This is a genomic window from Chitinophaga pinensis DSM 2588 (assembly GCF_000024005.1).
Lineage (GTDB): Bacteria > Bacteroidota > Bacteroidia > Chitinophagales > Chitinophagaceae > Chitinophaga > Chitinophaga pinensis.
Window position 1 is genome coordinate 166351 of the sequence record NC_013132.1, and the last position, 17655, is coordinate 184005.

The 17655-nt window shown below is 42.3% G+C and carries 15 protein-coding genes; 9 read left to right on the forward strand and 6 right to left on the reverse strand.

Translation table 11 applies throughout. The features are described from left to right. Positions 1 to 4: 4 nt before the first annotated feature. Positions 5 to 3331: a SusC/RagA family TonB-linked outer membrane protein gene (locus CPIN_RS00655; protein WP_012787815.1), complete on the reverse strand. Its 3327-nt coding sequence runs from the start codon at positions 3329 to 3331 to the stop codon at positions 5 to 7. Positions 3332 to 4113: 782 nt separating this feature from the next. Between CPIN_RS00655 and CPIN_RS36195 the strand changes: the two genes are divergently transcribed. From CPIN_RS36195 to CPIN_RS00685, 5 genes are all read left to right on the forward strand, one after another. After that, the gene (locus CPIN_RS36195; protein ID WP_012787817.1) at positions 4114 to 4662 is read left to right on the forward strand and encodes an RNA polymerase sigma factor; all 549 of its coding nucleotides are present in this window, start codon (positions 4114 to 4116) and stop codon (positions 4660 to 4662) included. 48 nt (positions 4663 to 4710) lie between these two features. Next, entirely contained in the window at positions 4711 to 5856 is a 1146-nt protein-coding gene (locus tag CPIN_RS36200; protein ID WP_012787818.1) for a FecR family protein, read from the forward strand. A 263-nt stretch (positions 5857 to 6119) separates the two neighbouring features. Next, entirely contained in the window at positions 6120 to 7088 is a 969-nt protein-coding gene (locus tag CPIN_RS00675) for an SLAC1 anion channel family protein (protein WP_012787819.1), read from the forward strand. A 41-nt stretch (positions 7089 to 7129) separates the two neighbouring features. Continuing rightward, positions 7130 to 7921 carry an MOSC domain-containing protein gene (locus CPIN_RS00680; protein ID WP_012787820.1) on the forward strand — a complete coding sequence of 264 codons (792 nt, stop codon included), beginning with the start codon at positions 7130 to 7132 and terminating at the stop codon, positions 7919 to 7921. Positions 7922 to 8040: 119 nt separating this feature from the next. Then, positions 8041 to 9078, forward strand: coding sequence for a DUF6340 family protein (locus tag CPIN_RS00685; protein WP_012787821.1), 1038 nt, complete (start codon positions 8041 to 8043; stop codon positions 9076 to 9078). Between the two features lie 43 nt (positions 9079 to 9121). Here CPIN_RS00685 and CPIN_RS00690 read toward each other — a convergent pair whose 3' ends face one another. Further along, positions 9122 to 9811 (reverse strand): DUF2461 domain-containing protein, encoded by a 690-nt coding sequence (locus tag CPIN_RS00690; RefSeq protein ID WP_012787822.1) that lies wholly within the window; start codon positions 9809 to 9811, stop codon positions 9122 to 9124. 136 nt (positions 9812 to 9947) lie between these two features. Between CPIN_RS00690 and CPIN_RS00695 the strand changes: the two genes are divergently transcribed. After that, positions 9948 to 10766: an SDR family NAD(P)-dependent oxidoreductase gene (locus tag CPIN_RS00695; RefSeq protein ID WP_012787823.1), complete on the forward strand. Its 819-nt coding sequence runs from the start codon at positions 9948 to 9950 to the stop codon at positions 10764 to 10766. A gap of 191 nt (positions 10767 to 10957) precedes the next feature. After that, a complete protein-coding gene (locus tag CPIN_RS00700; protein ID WP_012787824.1) occupies positions 10958 to 12271 on the forward strand; it encodes an alpha/beta hydrolase in 1314 nt (437 codons plus the stop codon). Positions 12272 to 12467: 196 nt separating this feature from the next. Here the strand turns inward: CPIN_RS00700 and CPIN_RS00705 are convergent, their stop codons facing one another. After that, positions 12468 to 13529 (reverse strand): alpha/beta hydrolase, encoded by a 1062-nt coding sequence (locus tag CPIN_RS00705; RefSeq protein ID WP_012787825.1) that lies wholly within the window; start codon positions 13527 to 13529, stop codon positions 12468 to 12470. Between the two features lie 258 nt (positions 13530 to 13787). Between CPIN_RS00705 and CPIN_RS00710 the strand changes: the two genes are divergently transcribed. Continuing rightward, the gene (locus tag CPIN_RS00710) at positions 13788 to 14768 is read left to right on the forward strand and encodes a VOC family protein (protein WP_012787826.1); all 981 of its coding nucleotides are present in this window, start codon (positions 13788 to 13790) and stop codon (positions 14766 to 14768) included. 39 nt (positions 14769 to 14807) lie between these two features. Here the strand turns inward: CPIN_RS00710 and CPIN_RS00715 are convergent, their stop codons facing one another. The 3 genes from CPIN_RS00715 to CPIN_RS00725 all read right to left on the reverse strand — a co-directional run bounded on the left by CPIN_RS00715 (position 14808) and on the right by CPIN_RS00725 (position 17100). Continuing rightward, on the reverse strand, positions 14808 to 15788 hold the full coding sequence (locus CPIN_RS00715) for an SDR family oxidoreductase (RefSeq protein ID WP_012787827.1): 981 nt from the start codon (positions 15786 to 15788) through the stop codon (positions 14808 to 14810). A 143-nt stretch (positions 15789 to 15931) separates the two neighbouring features. Next, the gene (locus CPIN_RS00720; protein WP_012787828.1) at positions 15932 to 16687 is read right to left on the reverse strand and encodes a DUF2314 domain-containing protein; all 756 of its coding nucleotides are present in this window, start codon (positions 16685 to 16687) and stop codon (positions 15932 to 15934) included. A 68-nt stretch (positions 16688 to 16755) separates the two neighbouring features. Further along, positions 16756 to 17100 carry a GAT domain-containing protein gene (locus CPIN_RS00725; RefSeq protein ID WP_012787829.1) on the reverse strand — a complete coding sequence of 115 codons (345 nt, stop codon included), beginning with the start codon at positions 17098 to 17100 and terminating at the stop codon, positions 16756 to 16758. A 224-nt stretch (positions 17101 to 17324) separates the two neighbouring features. Between CPIN_RS00725 and CPIN_RS00730 the strand changes: the two genes are divergently transcribed. Then, complete coding sequence (locus tag CPIN_RS00730) at positions 17325 to 17654, forward strand: HipA N-terminal domain-containing protein (RefSeq protein ID WP_012787830.1); 330 nt, start codon at positions 17325 to 17327, stop codon at positions 17652 to 17654. Position 17655 lies beyond the last annotated feature (1 nt).

Here is a 17655-nt window from a genome sequence, read left to right on the forward strand (position 1 = left end):
AAAATCATAATCCCACTTGCACTCCTACTGTCATTGTTCTCAACGGAGGCAATGAACCAATTGTTTGAGTTTCGGGATCCAATCCCTTATAACCAGTAATAGTGAATAAATTTTGTGTTTGAAAATATAACCGCAAATCTTTCAATCGAATTTTTTTCACTAAGTCGTTAGACATACTATAAGAAAGAGACATATTCTTTAATCGAATAAAAGACGCATCTGTATAAGAATAGTTGCTACCCGCAACCCTATCCAACGCAGTATTATAATCATCAGGACGAACATTATAGACCTTTTGAAAATCGGATTTGTCCCCGCTCTTCTGCCATCTATTTAAAAATTCAACAGGTAAATTATTTTGAGATCCGGCTAAGAAAATAAAATCCATCATAGGATTCATTCCGTTTTGCTTAGTAAATTGGAGATAGATATCAAGTGTAAAGTTTCCCCATGAAAGGGTATTACCCATCCCACCAAAAAACTTTGGGGTTGTTAAAATCCTTAAATACTGACCATAATCTTGACGATTAGGATCTATAGGGTCCGATACAATCTTTCCATCAACAGAAAGAAAAGAATATTTGCCTGTTGCCGGGTCCACTCCTGTTGAATTATATGCTCTTACTTCTCCATAAAATGGCTGCCCAATTATTGACTGGTAATAGGCGGAGTTCTCAATATCGGGATAGGACAATAATTTATTTCTATTTTTGCTTATATTAAATGATGTAGACCACTTAAATTTTTTATTCTTAATATTTTCCGAATTGATTAAAACCTCAATTCCTTGATTTTGTACTAAAGCTCCAATATTATATAATGGCCCTCCAGGCCCGACTATACTTGAAAAGGGATAATTTTGTAATTGATTGTTTGATCGATTTCTAAAAAAACTAGTCGTTAAAAAAAGCCGATCTTTTAGAACTCCAATTTCCAAGCCTAACTCCATTTTTTTTGTTACTTCCCAAGCATAATATGGATTAAAAAGCCCTCTAGTACGATATCCTCTAACACCTTGATATGGATCAGATACATCTATTGGATCGTATCGCTCTAGATATTGATAATCTCCGATTCCATCATTTCCGGATGTCCCATAACTGAATCTAATCTTTCCAAAACTGAGAAAAGGAAATACTATTTTTGAAAAATCTTCTTGGCCAAATAACCATGCTGCTCCTATTGATCCGAAGTTCCCAAATTGGTTATTAGGACCAAAACGGCTGCTTCCATCCCGACGAGCGCTTAAATTTAATATATACTTTTTATCCCAATTGAATCCAATTCGTGCAAATGCTGCAGCATATTTATATTGAGAAGAATTATTATTTAAATAATAATATGTTGCTGCTGCTAGATTTTTTAATAAGGCATCATTGGTCGCACCTTGAGCAAAAATAAACTGCTCCTCCTTTGTGGTATTTTGAATAGAACCACCAAATAGAATGTCAAAATCTATTTTTTTCAAATTGAATTTATAGTTCAATTGCGGTTCGAAACTCAAATTTTTCATATTACTTGCATTAAATGAGGCGTTACCTGGCTCATTTAAAAACTCTGGGGCTCGCCCGGCAAAAGGATATGTCTTACGGAATGAATTCCCTCTCAACTCATTATAACCCATTTGAATTTTCGCCGTAAAAGCATCGCTAAATGAATAGCTAAAAGTTGCACTAGATATAAGATTACTAAGACGAGCTTCATAACTTTTAAATAATTCTCCATAAGGATTTTCCCAACTGCGACTACCATTAGGCATTGGTCCCCAATTTAACGCTCCTTCGGACGTATACAAACTTGGGGCATTAGGGGACAATGTCAATGCGCTCCTAGTAAAATCGGTCATAGGAAGCCTATTGTTATCTATTAAATAACTAGCGCTAACAATACCTTTAAATTTTTGATTAGTCGTTGTACCGGAAATACTCATATGAGCACTCCCCTTTCTATCATAGTCGTTTTTACTAAACACAGTTGTTTCATTATGATAGTTTCCACCTAACGTGTATTGAACTTGTGTAGAGCCTCCCGATAGAGTTCCTTGTATGTCATTATATTTGGCATGATTACCAATTAATACCTTCTGCCAATCTGTGTAACGATCCTTATCCCAATATTTAACATCTACATTGCTTCTTGACAACTCCAAGCTGGATATATCGATTCCACTATTTGCATATGCCTCTTTCCTTAAATCCAAATACTGTGTCGTATTTAGCATTTTCATTCTTCGTGGAACATCAGACCATCCATTTCGAATATTTATATCAATTCTGACATCATCAACTTTCCCCTTTTTGGTTGTGATAAGAATAACACCATTAGCCCCCCTGCTTCCATATATAGATGTTGCATCTGCATCTTTTAATACCTCAATTGACTCTATGTCGTTAGGGTTGATAAAACTCAAAGCTGAAATTTGTAGCAAGCTACCATGACCCAGTCCTGTTATATTATTGGCAACAGGAAGCCCGTCCACAACTACTAATGGGTCAGACTGGAAGCTTAAGGAGTTTCTGCCTCTAATCTGAATACTAACAGCTCCTGAACCTAAACCGGTTGTTGGTGTTACTTGAAGTCCGGCAACTCTTCCTTGCAATGCGTATAACGGATTGTTAACCGGTTGTCTTTCAATTTCAGCAGCACTAACAGAAGCTACATTTCCAGTATTAAAACGTTTTGTTGTAGTCCCGTATGCAATGACTACGGTCTCATCTAATACTCCAACATATTCTTTTAGTTGCACTTCACCTATTACCAATCGACCTTTAACAGCAACTTCTTTAGATAAAAATGAAAGGTTAGATATAACTAATGAAGAATTAGTTTTAACTCCTTTTAGTTCAAATATTCCTCTCACATTTGTGGTTGTCCCAACTTTCCCCCCCTTCACCACCACCGTGGCTCCAATCACCGGCTCCCCCTTCTCATCCACCACCTTCCCCGTCACCGTTATCGTACTCACCGTATCCATCTCAACCTTTCCTTCCTCTCTCTCTAATTTTTTTTTAACCGCAATCGTATTCTCACTCACCTCCACCCACGAAAACCCCCGCTCATCCAATAACTCATGCAAAACACTCTCGACCGGCTTATTCTTCGCATCCAGCGACACATTCCGATGACCCGCCAGATCTGCATCCTGGAAATAAATATACAGCCCGCTCTTCTTCGACACCTGACGTAATACCTCCGCTAAAGATGAATTCTTAATCGTTAGACTCACCGGTTTCCCCTGAGTCGGAGCAGCGTAAACCCTATGTTGCAGACAGAACAGAACAACCATACAACAGTATAGGACGACGCGGTTGAGTTTGACAATCTTTTGCATAGTTTGCACAGCAATTTTGGTTAGTAAAATGGTTGGTCATGTATACCCAATAAACCTCCTCGCAGCGCTTTTCGCACCACATATAAATGGGACAAAACACCCTGAACACAATAAGAGCGACCCAGATAAATCTGGCAATTTACTCTGTCGTTATTGTGATAATGAGGGTGTCCTGGTTACTGGGAAATCCTATGATAAAAGCAATCTGAGCATCGTTGCTGCCCACTAGTTGTTTTAGCCGATTTCAATAGGTATAATAAAACGTCGATCGAACATTCCTTATCAGATATTGTTCCCTATGTACATCTCCATAAAGTAAAACTTAACATTAAGGTAACCTTCATAAGCAAACTTTTTTTGTGAGAAATTTTCGCAGTGCTTACCCTCCTTATCTTTTCCCATATTGGGGAATAGTTTTTTCATTCAAATAAATCAGCCGTAGATTTTCACACCCGATATAAAGAAGTGTCGTATTTTGATTATTTCATTTATTACAAAGCGATATTATTTTCCATCTCAATAAAAAAATAAAGTTAGCTCATCATTAAAAATGTATTACCTTTTAACTAACTTCAGCCAGAACATTCACATCAGGGAATTATAAGGGATGACCAGTGGTCGGTACATCGTCCTTCTTCTTTTCCACCAATAACCATAACAGGAATATATTACTTACACCAGGTTTGTTGTCCGCTATAAAGATAACTCGCCTGGTAAACTATTTGTTGTAAGTACCTAAACTAATGACTCATAAATAGTCACCATACTGTTGAGACGGATCTATGAAAGAAGAGAAGCTAAATAACGAAGCCGACATATTATATCGTCTGAAAAAAGGTGATGAATCCGCCTTGAGAGAACTAGTAGACCTCTATCGGCCACAAATGGTCATGGAAGCCTATTACATCCTCAGGGATATGGATGAGGCCGAAGATATCGTGCAGGAAGTGTTTATCCGCTTCTGGAACGTGAAAGAAAATATAGAACTGAAACCTTCTCTCCTCGCTTACCTTATCCGTGCCACCCGCAACGAAAGCATTATCAAAATAAAAAAAGATAAAACAAGGGATAAAAAACAACACGGATATAATTACTTCCTTGAGTCCAGTACGCTCATGAAACCATTCGAAAGTGCTGAACTGGCCAAACAATTACAACATGCAATAGAACATATCCCTCCAGCTGCAAGAAAGTCTTTTATCAAATTATACCTGGAAGACAAAAGCCAGAAAACAATCGCCGCCGAACAAAACATCAGCCTCCAGGTCGTAAAAAATAATATCAGTAAAGCACTGAAAATCCTGCGGGAAAAATTACACGCAGCAAAATAATTGGAAAGGGAAGGTTACCTATTACTTAAATATTACTTTATAGTACAGATGAATACGAATCTCGAAGATATCAGAATACTAGTGTTGCAGGAAATATCCGGAACCCTCACAGACGCCGGAAGGGAGACGTTATTCAATGAAATAACTGTTAACGAAGACGCACGCGAAATGCGTGACGATATGTTACAGGTACTCACACCAGCAATTGTTGACAAAATCAGGAGCCAACCATTTACTGATCCTGCCGACGCTATTATTAACCGTATACACCGCCAGAAAAGAAAGAAAGTTATTGCCATCAGCGCCATCGCTGCCTCAGCAGCCGCTGCCGTGATCGCACTCCTGACTATTCCACATCTGTTTAAACCGGAGTCATCGAACATCGGTATCACTACCAGCCAGGCAGCACAGGTGAGTAATAATAAAAATATTCAGCTGCACCTCGCCGGTGGACAGGTAGTCAACCTCAACACCGATACCAGCCAGGTCATTGCCGGTAATGTTACCATGCAATCCAGCAACAAAACCCTGACGTACACAACCAATCCGTCAGCCAACGCCGCTGAATTCGCCACACTTACCGTTCCCCCGGGAAAAGATTATACCATACGCTTATCCGATGGGACAGAAGTACAACTGAACGCCGCCACCTCCATCAGGTTCCCGCTCGCCTTCAGCAGTAAAAACAGAGAAGTGTACATCAACGGGGAAGCTTACCTGAAAATAGCTAAACAGGCCAGCCAGCCATTCACCGTACACCTCCCCAATACCACCGTCAGAGTATTAGGTACCGAATTCAACGTCAATACCTACGATAGCGGTGTCGCTAAAGTAGCCCTCGTACAGGGCGCCGTAAAAATCGTTGGCGCACAGGACAGCCTGCAGCTATCGCCCGGCCAGGAAGCAGTGTACACCTCCAGCAAACTAAGTACCTCCGTCTTTGATGAAACTGACGTCCTGAGTTGGAGAGTAGGTAAATTCCTCTTCAGCAACGCAAGACTGGAAGAAGTATGCCGGGTCATTCCCCGCTTATATGGTATATCTCTTGAACTTGATAATAAAGAAGTAGCCAATAAACGCTTTTCAGGAGTAATCGACAGACACCAACCCGTGGAAAATGTGCTGAAAGCACTAAAAGCCACCAACGGTATCGACTATTACATCGATAAAGACGGCGCCTTCCACATTAAATAAAGCTATTTATCGCCATCTCTATACTTCATCCACAGTTTCCCCCTTTAAAGTTTAAAGAATATCTCTTTTACGTTCCCCAACAAAGATGAGTTCATTTCATCCATTGTACCCCATTTCCATTTATCGAAATCCCGCTTTATCTTCACTTATCAGCGATATATCGCTGCCACTTCATCCATACACCCCACCTAATTCACTAATAATCAACACGCCACAATAACGGCATCATTATTATCCTCCTCCTGAAAACAAATCAGCTGTATATGTCCTCCCGTCCTTCTTTCCTGCAATTCCTACCGGTTTCTCTTTTCGGCGGTGTAATGGGCCTTTGCGGCCTTACGTTCGCATGGCGCATCGCACATGAAGTCTGGCAGGTTCCGGTCATAATAAGCGAAATACTGGGCATTATAGCTGTTGCCGCCTTCATTGCCCTCACCATCACCTATGGCGTGAAATGTACCCGATACATGCCCCTCATAAAAACAGAATTCAATCACCCTACCTCTATCTGCTTCTTTGCCACCTTCATCATATCCCTGCTGCTGCTTCCCGGCATACTACTCAACTATAGCCCCCAACTGGCCCTCGGTATGTGGGCCCTCGGCGCTATCCTGATGTTTGCCTTCGCCTGGTTTGTACTGAAAAAATGGCTGGACCATCAGCAGGATCCTGGTAGTGCAGCTCCCGCCTGGGTACTCCCCGTTGTAGGCACACTGGATGTCCCTATCATCGGCAACCGCTTCTCTTTCCCAGGCTCCCGGGAAATATGCCTCCTCTTCTTCGGCATCGGTCTTCTCTTTGCCGTCATCCTGCTGGTCGTGATCATCTCCCGACTCATCTTCCAACCACCTCTTCCAGAACCAGTACAACCCACTTTACTGATCCTTACCGGCCCTTTCGCCCTCGCCTTCAACAGCTATATCGGCCTTTCAGGTACCCTGGATATCACAGCCGCCATATTCCTTTATTTCAACCTGTTCCTCCTGCTGCTACTCGCCAGCAAAATCATACTCATTCCCAAAAGTTGTCCCTTCCGCGTATCCTGGTGGTCCGTCAGCTTCCCATTAGCCGCTACGACCATCGCCACGCTTAATTATACCAGGCATACAATGGCCATCGGTCACCAGCTGGTCGCCGGATCATTACTTGCCGTCACCTCCTTTGTCATCGTTTACCTGCTATTCCTTACCATCACCAGGATCGTTAAAGGCACATTCGTACCGGCATCCTGATCTCTTCCGGGAAATGATGGATTAATTGTACTTTCGCGGCTATGTTACAAGTCAGCCAATTATTCATCTATCCTGTAAAATCTCTCGGCGGCATCGCCCTGGAGAAAGCAGATATTACAGACCGTGGTTTCAGATATGACCGCCGCTGGATGCTAATTGATGACCAGAACCGTTTCCTTACACAAAGGGAACATCCGGTAATGGCATTGTTTAAACTACAACTGGCAAACGAAGGGATCCTCGTCCACTTTAAAAGCGACGCGTTTACCGTCCCCTTTGAACCACTCACTACCATCACCGAACAGGTAACTGTCTGGGATGATACCTGCACCGCCACGATCGTCAGTCCGGCAGCTGATCAATGGTTTACTGAAAGAATGGGCTTTCCTGTCCGACTCGTATACATGCCCGATAACAGCCACCGAAAAGTAGAAGCAGCATACGCTAAGCATGAAGAGATCGTATCTTTTGCAGATGGTTATCCCTTCCTGATCATCGGACAATCCTCTCTCGATGAACTGAATGACCGCCTGGAAACGCCTGTTCCTATGGACCGCTTCCGGCCCAACATCGTATTTATCGGCGGCACTCCCTTCCAGGAAGATGAAATGCACCATTTCAAAATCGGGGATATCAATTTCTACGGCGTTAAACCCTGCGGACGTTGTGTGATGACCACCGTCGATCAACAAACAGCCATCAAAGGTCAGGAACCGCTCCGTACACTCGCCCGTTACAGAACACACAATAAAAAAGTCCTCTTCGGACAAAACCTCCTGCATAATGGCCAGGGCGCCATTCACACCGGCGATATACTTCACCTCCAGCAATAAGGCATTATATTAAATATTAATTTAATTGCTATCTTAATCCCCAATATTGAATTACCTGTTATATCAGGGAACTAATCTTTGCATTGTACACTATAACGTTCGGGAGAAATTACCTATCTATGAAAAAACTGTATGCCATCGCACTGGCTTCACTAACGCTCTGTTCCTGTAGTTCAACTAATCTTGTCTACATCAGCGTACAACAACCTGCTCCGGTTACCATCTCACCTGACATCAAAAATGTCGGCATCGTCAACAGAAGCATCGTAACTGAAAAAAATAAGGTACTCGATGTGGTCGATAAAGTACTGACAATGGAAGGGGATAGTCTCGACATCCAAGCATCCCGCGCAAGTACGATCGGACTGGCGGATGAACTGATCAAAAACAACCGTTTCTCAAATGTCACAGTATTCAACACCATTGACCTGCACTCCACCATTCCGGGGCAGTTCCAGGCGCCGCTCTCCTGGGATATCGTTGAAAAGATCTGCCATGAAAAACGCATAGATGCCTTATTCTCTCTGGAACTGTTTGACACAGATTCCAAAGTAAGCTACAACGCCGTTCCTGTTTCTATGAAAACACCACTCGGTAATATTCCTGGTATCGAACACCAGGCAAGTATGCTCACCACTGTGAAGACAGGATGGAGAATCTATGATCCTGCTGAAAAACTGATATTGGATGAATACCCAATCACCAAAGACATCACTTTGTCTGGAAAAGGGATCAATCCCGTAGTTGCTGCCGGTGCTATACTGAACCGCAAAGACGCGGTAAAAGACGTCAGCAGAAAAGCCGGACAAGATTATGCTCTCAGATTAATCCCGTATTGGATACGCGTCAACAGAGACTACTATGTAAAAGGAACCGATAACTTCAGCATCGCTAAACGTAAAGCACAAACCGGTAACTGGGATGGAGCAGCTGAACTGTGGAAAAAAGAAACGACTGCCGCCAGCAGTAAAATTGCTGGTAGAGCATGTTATAATATGGCCATTATCTGCGAAATAAACGGGCAACTCGATCAGGCGATCGAATGGGCGCAAAAAGCCTATGAAAACTATAATAACAAACTCGCCCTCCGCTATGTGAACATCCTCAAAAACAGAAAAGAAAATAACAACCTGCTGAAATACCAGCAGCAACTATAAATATAAAGGTGATGGCGTTATATGATACCGCCATCACCTATACCTATAAAGACTCTCCATTGATATCAGTCGTCAATACCTCACTCATATAATCCAGGAAAGGACGCATCTGCTTAAATGCATTGTTCATCTCCTTCAGAAACTGTCCGCTTAACACCACTTCATCCGGAAAATCTTTCTTCAGAATAAACTGTTTGTAGCGCAACAGATCAATCGCTTCATGTGCCGGATCAAATCCTTTCGGCGCCTTCTTTAACTGCTCGCCCTGTAAACCACCGAAGGTAGCTACAAACGTTTTTGCCTTCAGTATCTTACGCAAAGGAGCAGGGTCAAAAGCGATTTCATCTCTGATACGTCTGAGATCTTCCGTACTAGGACCCCAGAAACCACCTGCTACAAAAGTATTACCTGGCTCTATATGAAAATAATAACCTCCCCGGCGGTATTTTGTAGCCCTTTTAAAACTACCCGCCAGATGTTGTTTATATGGCGTTTTATCATTTGAGAAACGGGTATCTCTGTAAATGCGATACAAACTATCTTTCCCCGATAAAGTTTCTATTTCATCATGCGCCTTCAGCTCCTGCAACAACCCTTCTGCAAACTGCTCTACAGTGGCTAACTCTCCCAGATATGTATCCTTGTTAGCGTTAAACCACTCCCGGTTATTATTGTTCTTTAACTTATTCAGAAAATCAAATACCGATTTATTAACAACTGCCTGTTTTGCCATAAAACCATTTTTAAATAACCGGATAAAGGTACAATATCCCTGTCACGTAAAAATGTATAAGTAAATCCGACTTTTACGTCATTTTCCCGCCGATAGCCCCCGTAGCTTTGTCCTATCAATTTAAAAATAAGAAACAATGTCAAAGATCATTTTCATAACAGGCGCATCCAGAGGTTTCGGTAAATCATGGGCTGAAGCCCTGCTGAAACGCGGTGATAAAGCTGCCGCCACAGCAAGAGATACCAACTCACTTAATGACCTGGTGAAACAATACGGTGACGCTATCTTACCGTTACAACTCGACGTACATAGCAGAGAAGCAGCTTTTGCTGCCATCCAAAAAGCAAAGGCACATTTTGGCCGTATTGATGTAGTCATCAATAACGCTGGTTTCGGTCTGCAGGGAGCGATAGAAGAAACAACAGAAGAACAGGCGCGTAAACAGATGGAAACAAACTTCTTCGGCTTATTATGGGTAAGTCAGGCTGCCTTACCTGTGCTACGAGAACAGAAAAGCGGACATATTATCCAGGTATCCAGTTTCCTCGGACATGCGACATTACCAACCTTAGGTGTTTACACCGCATCCAAATTTGCGGTCGAAGGACTTAGCGAAACACTGGCAGCTGAAGTAAAACCATTCGGCATCAATGTATCACTGGTAGAACCTAACGGTTATGCGACAGAATTCTGGGGCGGTTCCTCTTATGCACAAACCGAACACACACCATTGTACGAACCATTAAGGGAAGCCATTAAGACAAATGTAAAACCGGAGCATTTCGGAAAAATGGAGGCTACCAATGAGGCATTATTGAAACTGATAGATAGCCCGAATCCTCCTTTACGCCTCTTTATGGGTAAAGTAGCGTTACCTGTCGTAAAGCAGGTGTACGAACAAAGATTGTCCCTTTGGGAAGAATGGAACGATGTAGCAGTAGCTGCACACGGATAATCCATTCCCCGAAACACATTCACAAACAGCAGCTGAGGAGATGACTTGCGCCATCCGGCTGCTGTTTCTCCATTCCCTTTTTGAAATATTAAAAACATGCAATAATTTCGTGTTTCCTTATATATCCGCTCACTAAACGAGACCTACATCCAGGTAGAAATAATATTTTATCATTTTTATACCATTAGTATATGACACAAGTAATCTCCTGGAAAAAGAGGGCCAGAAGCCGTATTGCATTTCTACTGAAGCTCCTGTTGACACTGATTGTATTGATAATTCTCTATGGTCTCTGCATCGTCTTTACAAACGGCGTCAGCGAGGGAAAACTGGCCGCTGGTATCACCTTTCTTATCGTACTCACCACCGGCTGGTTATTTCACAGACTAAGATGGCTATCTTCCCGAACAAGATTGTTCACCTGCCTGTTTGTCTTACTGACATTTATAGTCTTTGTCGTTTATACAATTATCCCCGTTGCATCAGATGAGGCCATAAAAATGCCCGCTGATTTACCCGGTGTCACTACAAAATACTGGTTGCTAAAGACGGGTAGCAAGATTGCCTATTATCAGTTCAATGCGCAACCTGGTGTCGCCAAGAAAGAGACGCCCATTATCTTTATTCATGGTGGTCCTGGGGCTTATGTAAGACAACTGGAACTCGACTTCTTCTCCACATTTACAGCAGAAGGTTACGATGTCTACCTGTATGATCAGGTAGGAGCGGGCAGAAGCGGACAACTACCTAAATCAGCATATTCACATAAACGGAATATTCAGGACTTTGAAGCGATCCTGAATAAGATTAATGCACGGCAATATATTGTGATCGGACAATCTTATGGCGCATCCATGCTTGCTCAACTGACGGCTAACGCCGTTATCGCCAAAAGGATAGCAAAAGCGATTATTATAGAACCAGGTACTACCGTAAAGGAAGCAGAGCACCCTGTATATCCCAAATCACCCAATGCACTGAAAGACAATGTCGATATGCCCTTCAGGATATTTCTGGGATTCGTGGTAAATCCAACAGGAGAATTCACTCCACAAAACGAGGTTATTAACTATTTCGCTGCGCATACAGACCTTACACAAAAAATCTTCCGTAATTCATTCCCGGCGGCCGACAGCAATCAAATACCAAAAGTTGATATCAGTGTCATCAACTTTTCGATAGTAGGGATCATTCCGCAACAGGTGCCATCGTATGATAAGCATCTTGTGGAAGACTATAAACAAGTACATGTACCAACCATGCTGATGCTCGGCGAAAGCTCTTATATTGAAAGGAATGCGCCTATGGATCTATTGGCTATTAATCCGAATATCACACGTAGCCAATACATCAAAAATGCAGGACATATCCTCTGGAATGGGCTGCATAACAACAACCAGATTGTAAAACGGTCTATGCTGGAATTTCTGAATGATCTGCCACCCACCCTACCAGACTATCCCAAGCAAAGAGATATCAAAAATTTTCTCGAAAACAGATTGTAAATAAGGAGGCTGTTACCTGTCAACAAGGGCAACAGACGAAAAATCAAAATTGATCTATCGTATCACAGAAAAAGGGATTACATTGGTACCTATGGTCATGGAAATGATCATCTGGGGCTCGCAGTTTCAACTGTGCAGCCCTTATGCAACACTCCTACAACTGAGCGCTTTCAGAAGTCCCGTTTATACCAGTCGTTTATTGACAATTACTAACCCTTGGATTCTCTGCTGAGTTACAGGGAAATGTGTATTTACTCTGTAAAAATGACGGACTGGGATTATCTGTCACCTCCAAAGGTGTCAAGGCTTGTCCCCTGTAAGAAGGTAATGTCACCTGCTCCGCAGAACCATTTCCCAACGCTACATTCTTCGCAGCCGTATTGCCATTAAAACTATAATCGATCATTGCATCCAGCAGTCTGTATATCACGTAATAATCATACGCATCGTATGCAGACCGCGTATTAGGCAGATCATGTGCGGCAGTATAAGTATAACTGGATAATACACTCTTTTTTACAAGAATAAAATCCTTTTCTGTCGCAGGTATGTTGATCTGTTTAAACACATCTATCGCCATCCTGTGATCATTTGTAACATCATCATTATATACCTGCGTGATCAGTTTCGTATTAGCGGGGAAGCGTTGTAACTGTGAATCAGGAAGCTGATAGGAATACCATTGCGCCATAGAAAAAATGAACCGACCATCTTTGCCCCAGCCTTCCTTTGTAAAAGCACGATAACCCAATGCGAATGATGCGCCACCTCCAAAAGAGTGTCCCATGAAGCCCACCTTACGGGTATCGATAATTTCCGGATGATTCTTCACTGCTGCCTTGAAACTCTGCCAGAGTGTATTATATCGTTCATCTACTGTAACACCTGTTGTCGGATATGGAGCAAATACAACAGCATACCCTTTTTTGGCGATAAACTCATATAAACCTATGTTATAGGCGCTTTCTTCTCCGCCATAAGGATGTGAATAAAATATGACTGGCCGGCTGCCTGTCGCTTCTTTTGGATAAAAGATCTCCACCTGCTTACCCGCATAGGTCGGACTGGCAAAACTAACTTTCGCCACAGTATAACTGCCATCCTTGCCATACCCCGTTGCCGGGCGGCCAATAGGACCGTCAAGATCATCATCAATAGAAGTAACTGTAGTATCTACCGTTGGAGCAACCGGCTCGCTCTGAGTGCCCTTAGAACAGGCAAAAAACAGGAACAATGCAAGTAGTAAAAGAGGTCTCATAGTACAATGCGATTTAAAATACCATTAGCACTGTAAAGAAAGAGGATTTATCCCATCTGAAACAGGTAATCCGGGTAAAACAATCAATTTAAGCTGTGAACGCTCATTTGGAAGGGGCGAAATAACTATGCCCGTTTCATTGATTTTTGTCAATGGTTTTTTCAGACATATGTCAATGTACCAATCCTTCATAACAGCGGACATTTGTGTTATCAATAGCACAAACAATAACAACACAAAAAATAAAAACAAAGAATCATGAAAGGCTTAAAGCATAGCATTATAATACTGGTAGCAGCATTGACATTAGGCTCAATAGAAAAAGCATCTGCACAAACAAAAGCTGGTATTCTGGGAATAGATCACATCGGTGTCAACGTTCCGGATATGTCACAGGCAGTCGCATTCTTTACCGATGTACTGGGCTTCACACCTGTTACGCAGATAGGACCCATACCACTGAACGATGCCTGGAAAACAGCTAATCACATGCAGTCAGGTACAGGCGCCGTATCCATCAAAATGGTACATGCAGGTAGCGGCGCCAATATTGAACTATTCTACTATGAAAATAATAAAGGTGCACAACAACAACCAGGTGGTGATGATGCCGGCGCTACTCACATCGCATTTTACACCACAGATATTAATGCTGCGGTGGCCTACCTGAAATCAAAAAATGTCAAAATGCTGGGAGAACCATTCCACACAACAATGGGCGACACTGCTGGTGAAACATGGGTGTACTTTGAAACACCATGGGGCGCTAAAATGGAATTGGTATCCTATCCGGAAGGTAAAGAATATGAAAAGAATCATCCAAAAGAATTACTGTGGTCACCTAAAACAGCTGTTAATAACTTAAATACAATTACTATGGATACAAAAGATCTTCTCGCAATCGTTGAACAACACCTGCTGATATGGAATGAAAAAGATGCCGCTAAACGCAGTGCAATTGCTCAAAAGGTATATGCAGCAGACATTGAAATGGTAGACAGACACTTCACTGCTACTGGTTATGACAGTATCAATGAGTTTGTTAATAAACTACAGAAAGATAATCCATCTGCCCGCTTTACACATGTAAAAGCAATCAACGCACATCATAATATTGCACGCCTGTTCTGGCAATTCGGACCTAAAGAAAAACCAGACGCGGTAACAGGAATGGACCTGTTTGTAATTGAAAACGGTAAAGTACAGAAGCTGTATGTATTTGTTGATGAAGCTAAATAAAACACGCTTAGATGGCCATTCTTCAATGAATGGCCATTTTTATGCATTACGTTTTCCACTTAGCATATATAGTCCCAATCCTATGGCGGCTCCTGCAAGTCCCAGTCCCAACATTCTTCTTCCGTGGGGAGTTAACCTTGGACGGGAATTACCATTCGTACTCATTGAAAAATCTACTGACTGAAAAAGATTTCCATCAGTTTTCTCAGCGGGGTCCGCTACTTTAAAATAACCTTTCATCAGCAATCCTGTCATCTTCGACATCCATTCCGGAGCTAATGAATGCCCGATCTTAAATAATAACGAAGCCCCACCCGGATAACGGGTTGATTTAGGATATAGAATAGACGATTTTACGCTATGTGCCACAATGCGTGGATCATAAACAGGAGGGGAAGGTTTTAGCACCTTTCCCGTGTAATTGCCGGCATGTTGTATTCCGGGCGTATCAAGAAACGCGGGGAACAAATCTACAATATGGATACCGGACCAACCAGTCAACTCTCCCTTCAGTGATTCAAAGAACCCCCTCAGTGCAAATTTGCTGGCAGTATAGGCCCCACCATATGGTACAGACACATAAGCGCCTATAGAAATATTATTGATTAGTATTCCTTCTCCCTGACGTTTGAAATACGGTAAGACTGCATGTGCACCACTCATATAACCCAGCAGATTTGTGTTGATCACTTTCTGATGAGCCTCCCAGGGCATCTCTTCAAAAGTGCCGGCGGCAAGCACACCGGCATTATTGACCCACACGTCAATTCGACCCTTCCATTCAAATGCCTTCACAGCCAGACGATGCATCGCCGTATTATCAGTCACATCTGTTGGCGCCACCAATACCTCACATCCTATCTTCCGGCATTCTTCCGCCAGTTCTTCCAATACCTGTTCATTCCTTGATGCCAGTACAAGAAATGCTTTTTCTTCTGCCAGCTCAAAAGCTGTTGCGCGACCAGCACCACTGGAAGCACCGGTAATTACCACGACTTTATTTGCAATCTGATTTCTCATAGTTATCAGCACTCAAATGCTGCGCCAACATAGAGAAAGCATACTGATCATTAAAACACTGTTTTAATGATCGCAATACAGTGATTGAAATAAACTTTTCGCTATTTTCTCTTTGGGTAAAATAAATTATCAAAAGATGGTGATCAATGCAGCAATGGAATGATGTGCTCCCATCCCAATTGTCTTGCAAAATCAAGGGCTGTTTTGCCACTGTTTGTTTTGCTACCTGTATTTACGCCCTGCTGCAATAGTAGCACTACAGAGGTCTTGTTACCTGCAATTGTTTCCCTATGCAATAAGGTATAACCCTGTTCATCTGCGTTGATCATTTGCTGCGGATAATCCTGCAGGAATTTCACAAAACCATCTTTCATATTGATGCTCATAGGATGTTCTACCAGGTGTTCCGGGTGCGTATCCTGATCACGAACGACTTCAATATTGTTATAATCGCCGAAATCCATCCCCCAGGCTTCATCGTGTGACGCTCTTTCTTCCGGAGACATCGTTGAACGTAACTGATGAATACTGAAGCCTCCATAGGTCTTTCCCATACTCAACATTAGCCAGTCGCTTACCTGCTCAAGCGGAACCGTAACAGCATCGCCATTCTTTACATTCGTCAGTGACTCAGGATCATTGATCAGTGTACCGCTGACAGTATCACCGTCAAAATACACGTCATTGATCCACATATGCTCTATGGTTGGTTCTTCTTCACCGGGAAATTGCTGGGCAAATGCGACTTTTACACAGGCAAGATCTACACCGGGAACAATACGCCTTGCTTCCCAGCTGAGCTCGCGCCAAAAATATTTAAATGTCTTTCTTGCATGCTCAAAAGCCTGAATCATTTCAGGAGAATCGCCTTTCGCGTAAAAAATAGAATTGTCTGCCATGGGCTGCTTTATATGGTTATACGAAGATGTGTTTTTATGAAAAATTTTCCTGACACCTACAAGCATTTTTAATGCCAATTATAGTAGCAGAATTGACACTGCCGGGCCTTTGGGGTTCTGGCAATCTTACCACAGACAGGGCAGAGGTTTAAAGATAATTCCTCCCGGTGTTCCTGCCAGATACGTTCCACAATCCTGTCTCTCAACGCGTCACGTCCATTAACCATCATTGCCAGTACCTCAGGATCATCGCTTATCTCGCCCCTTTCTTTCATCTGCTGCAACAAATGAGCGGGGGTATCTGAAAGATTGTAAAAAAGTGCTGTTTTATAAGCCATCACTTCATGATGGGTTTGAAATTCTTCACAATACCTGAATATATACGTTGCTAAAGCTGGATATAAATCTTTCATATTAATAGTGTTAAACAAAACAATAATTGCCCCCAGGGAATAATCAGATGGATTTGCTCAGGAGAGCGCATTCTATCTTTTCACAAGATTATATTATCTTCTTGCCACGAAAGGTATAAAAATACTGTTTTGTTCCAGGTTATCAAATCCGGGAGAAAAGAAAGCGGTTGAATCCGATCTCCTTTCAGGATAAAACTTTTATCTATACTTAAAATCAGGGAATCATGCATAAAACTGCCAAGGTATATTATGGCAATTCGCTTGCTGGCGTTATCATAGCATCAGACACCGGCTATAAGTTTATATACGATGCAGACTACCTGGCCCAAACATTTTCTAAACCTATAAGCCTCACCCTGCCGCTGAGAAAAGAAGCATATCACAGCACGACACTGTTTCCTTTTTTCGACGGACTGATTCCGGAAGGCTGGTTATTGGATATCGCGAAAGAGCGTTGGAAAGTGAAAGGCAATGACCGCTTTGCATTATTATTACTTACCTGTAAAGATGCTATAGGCGCAGTAAGTATCATTCCGGTAAACGAAATTGAATAAC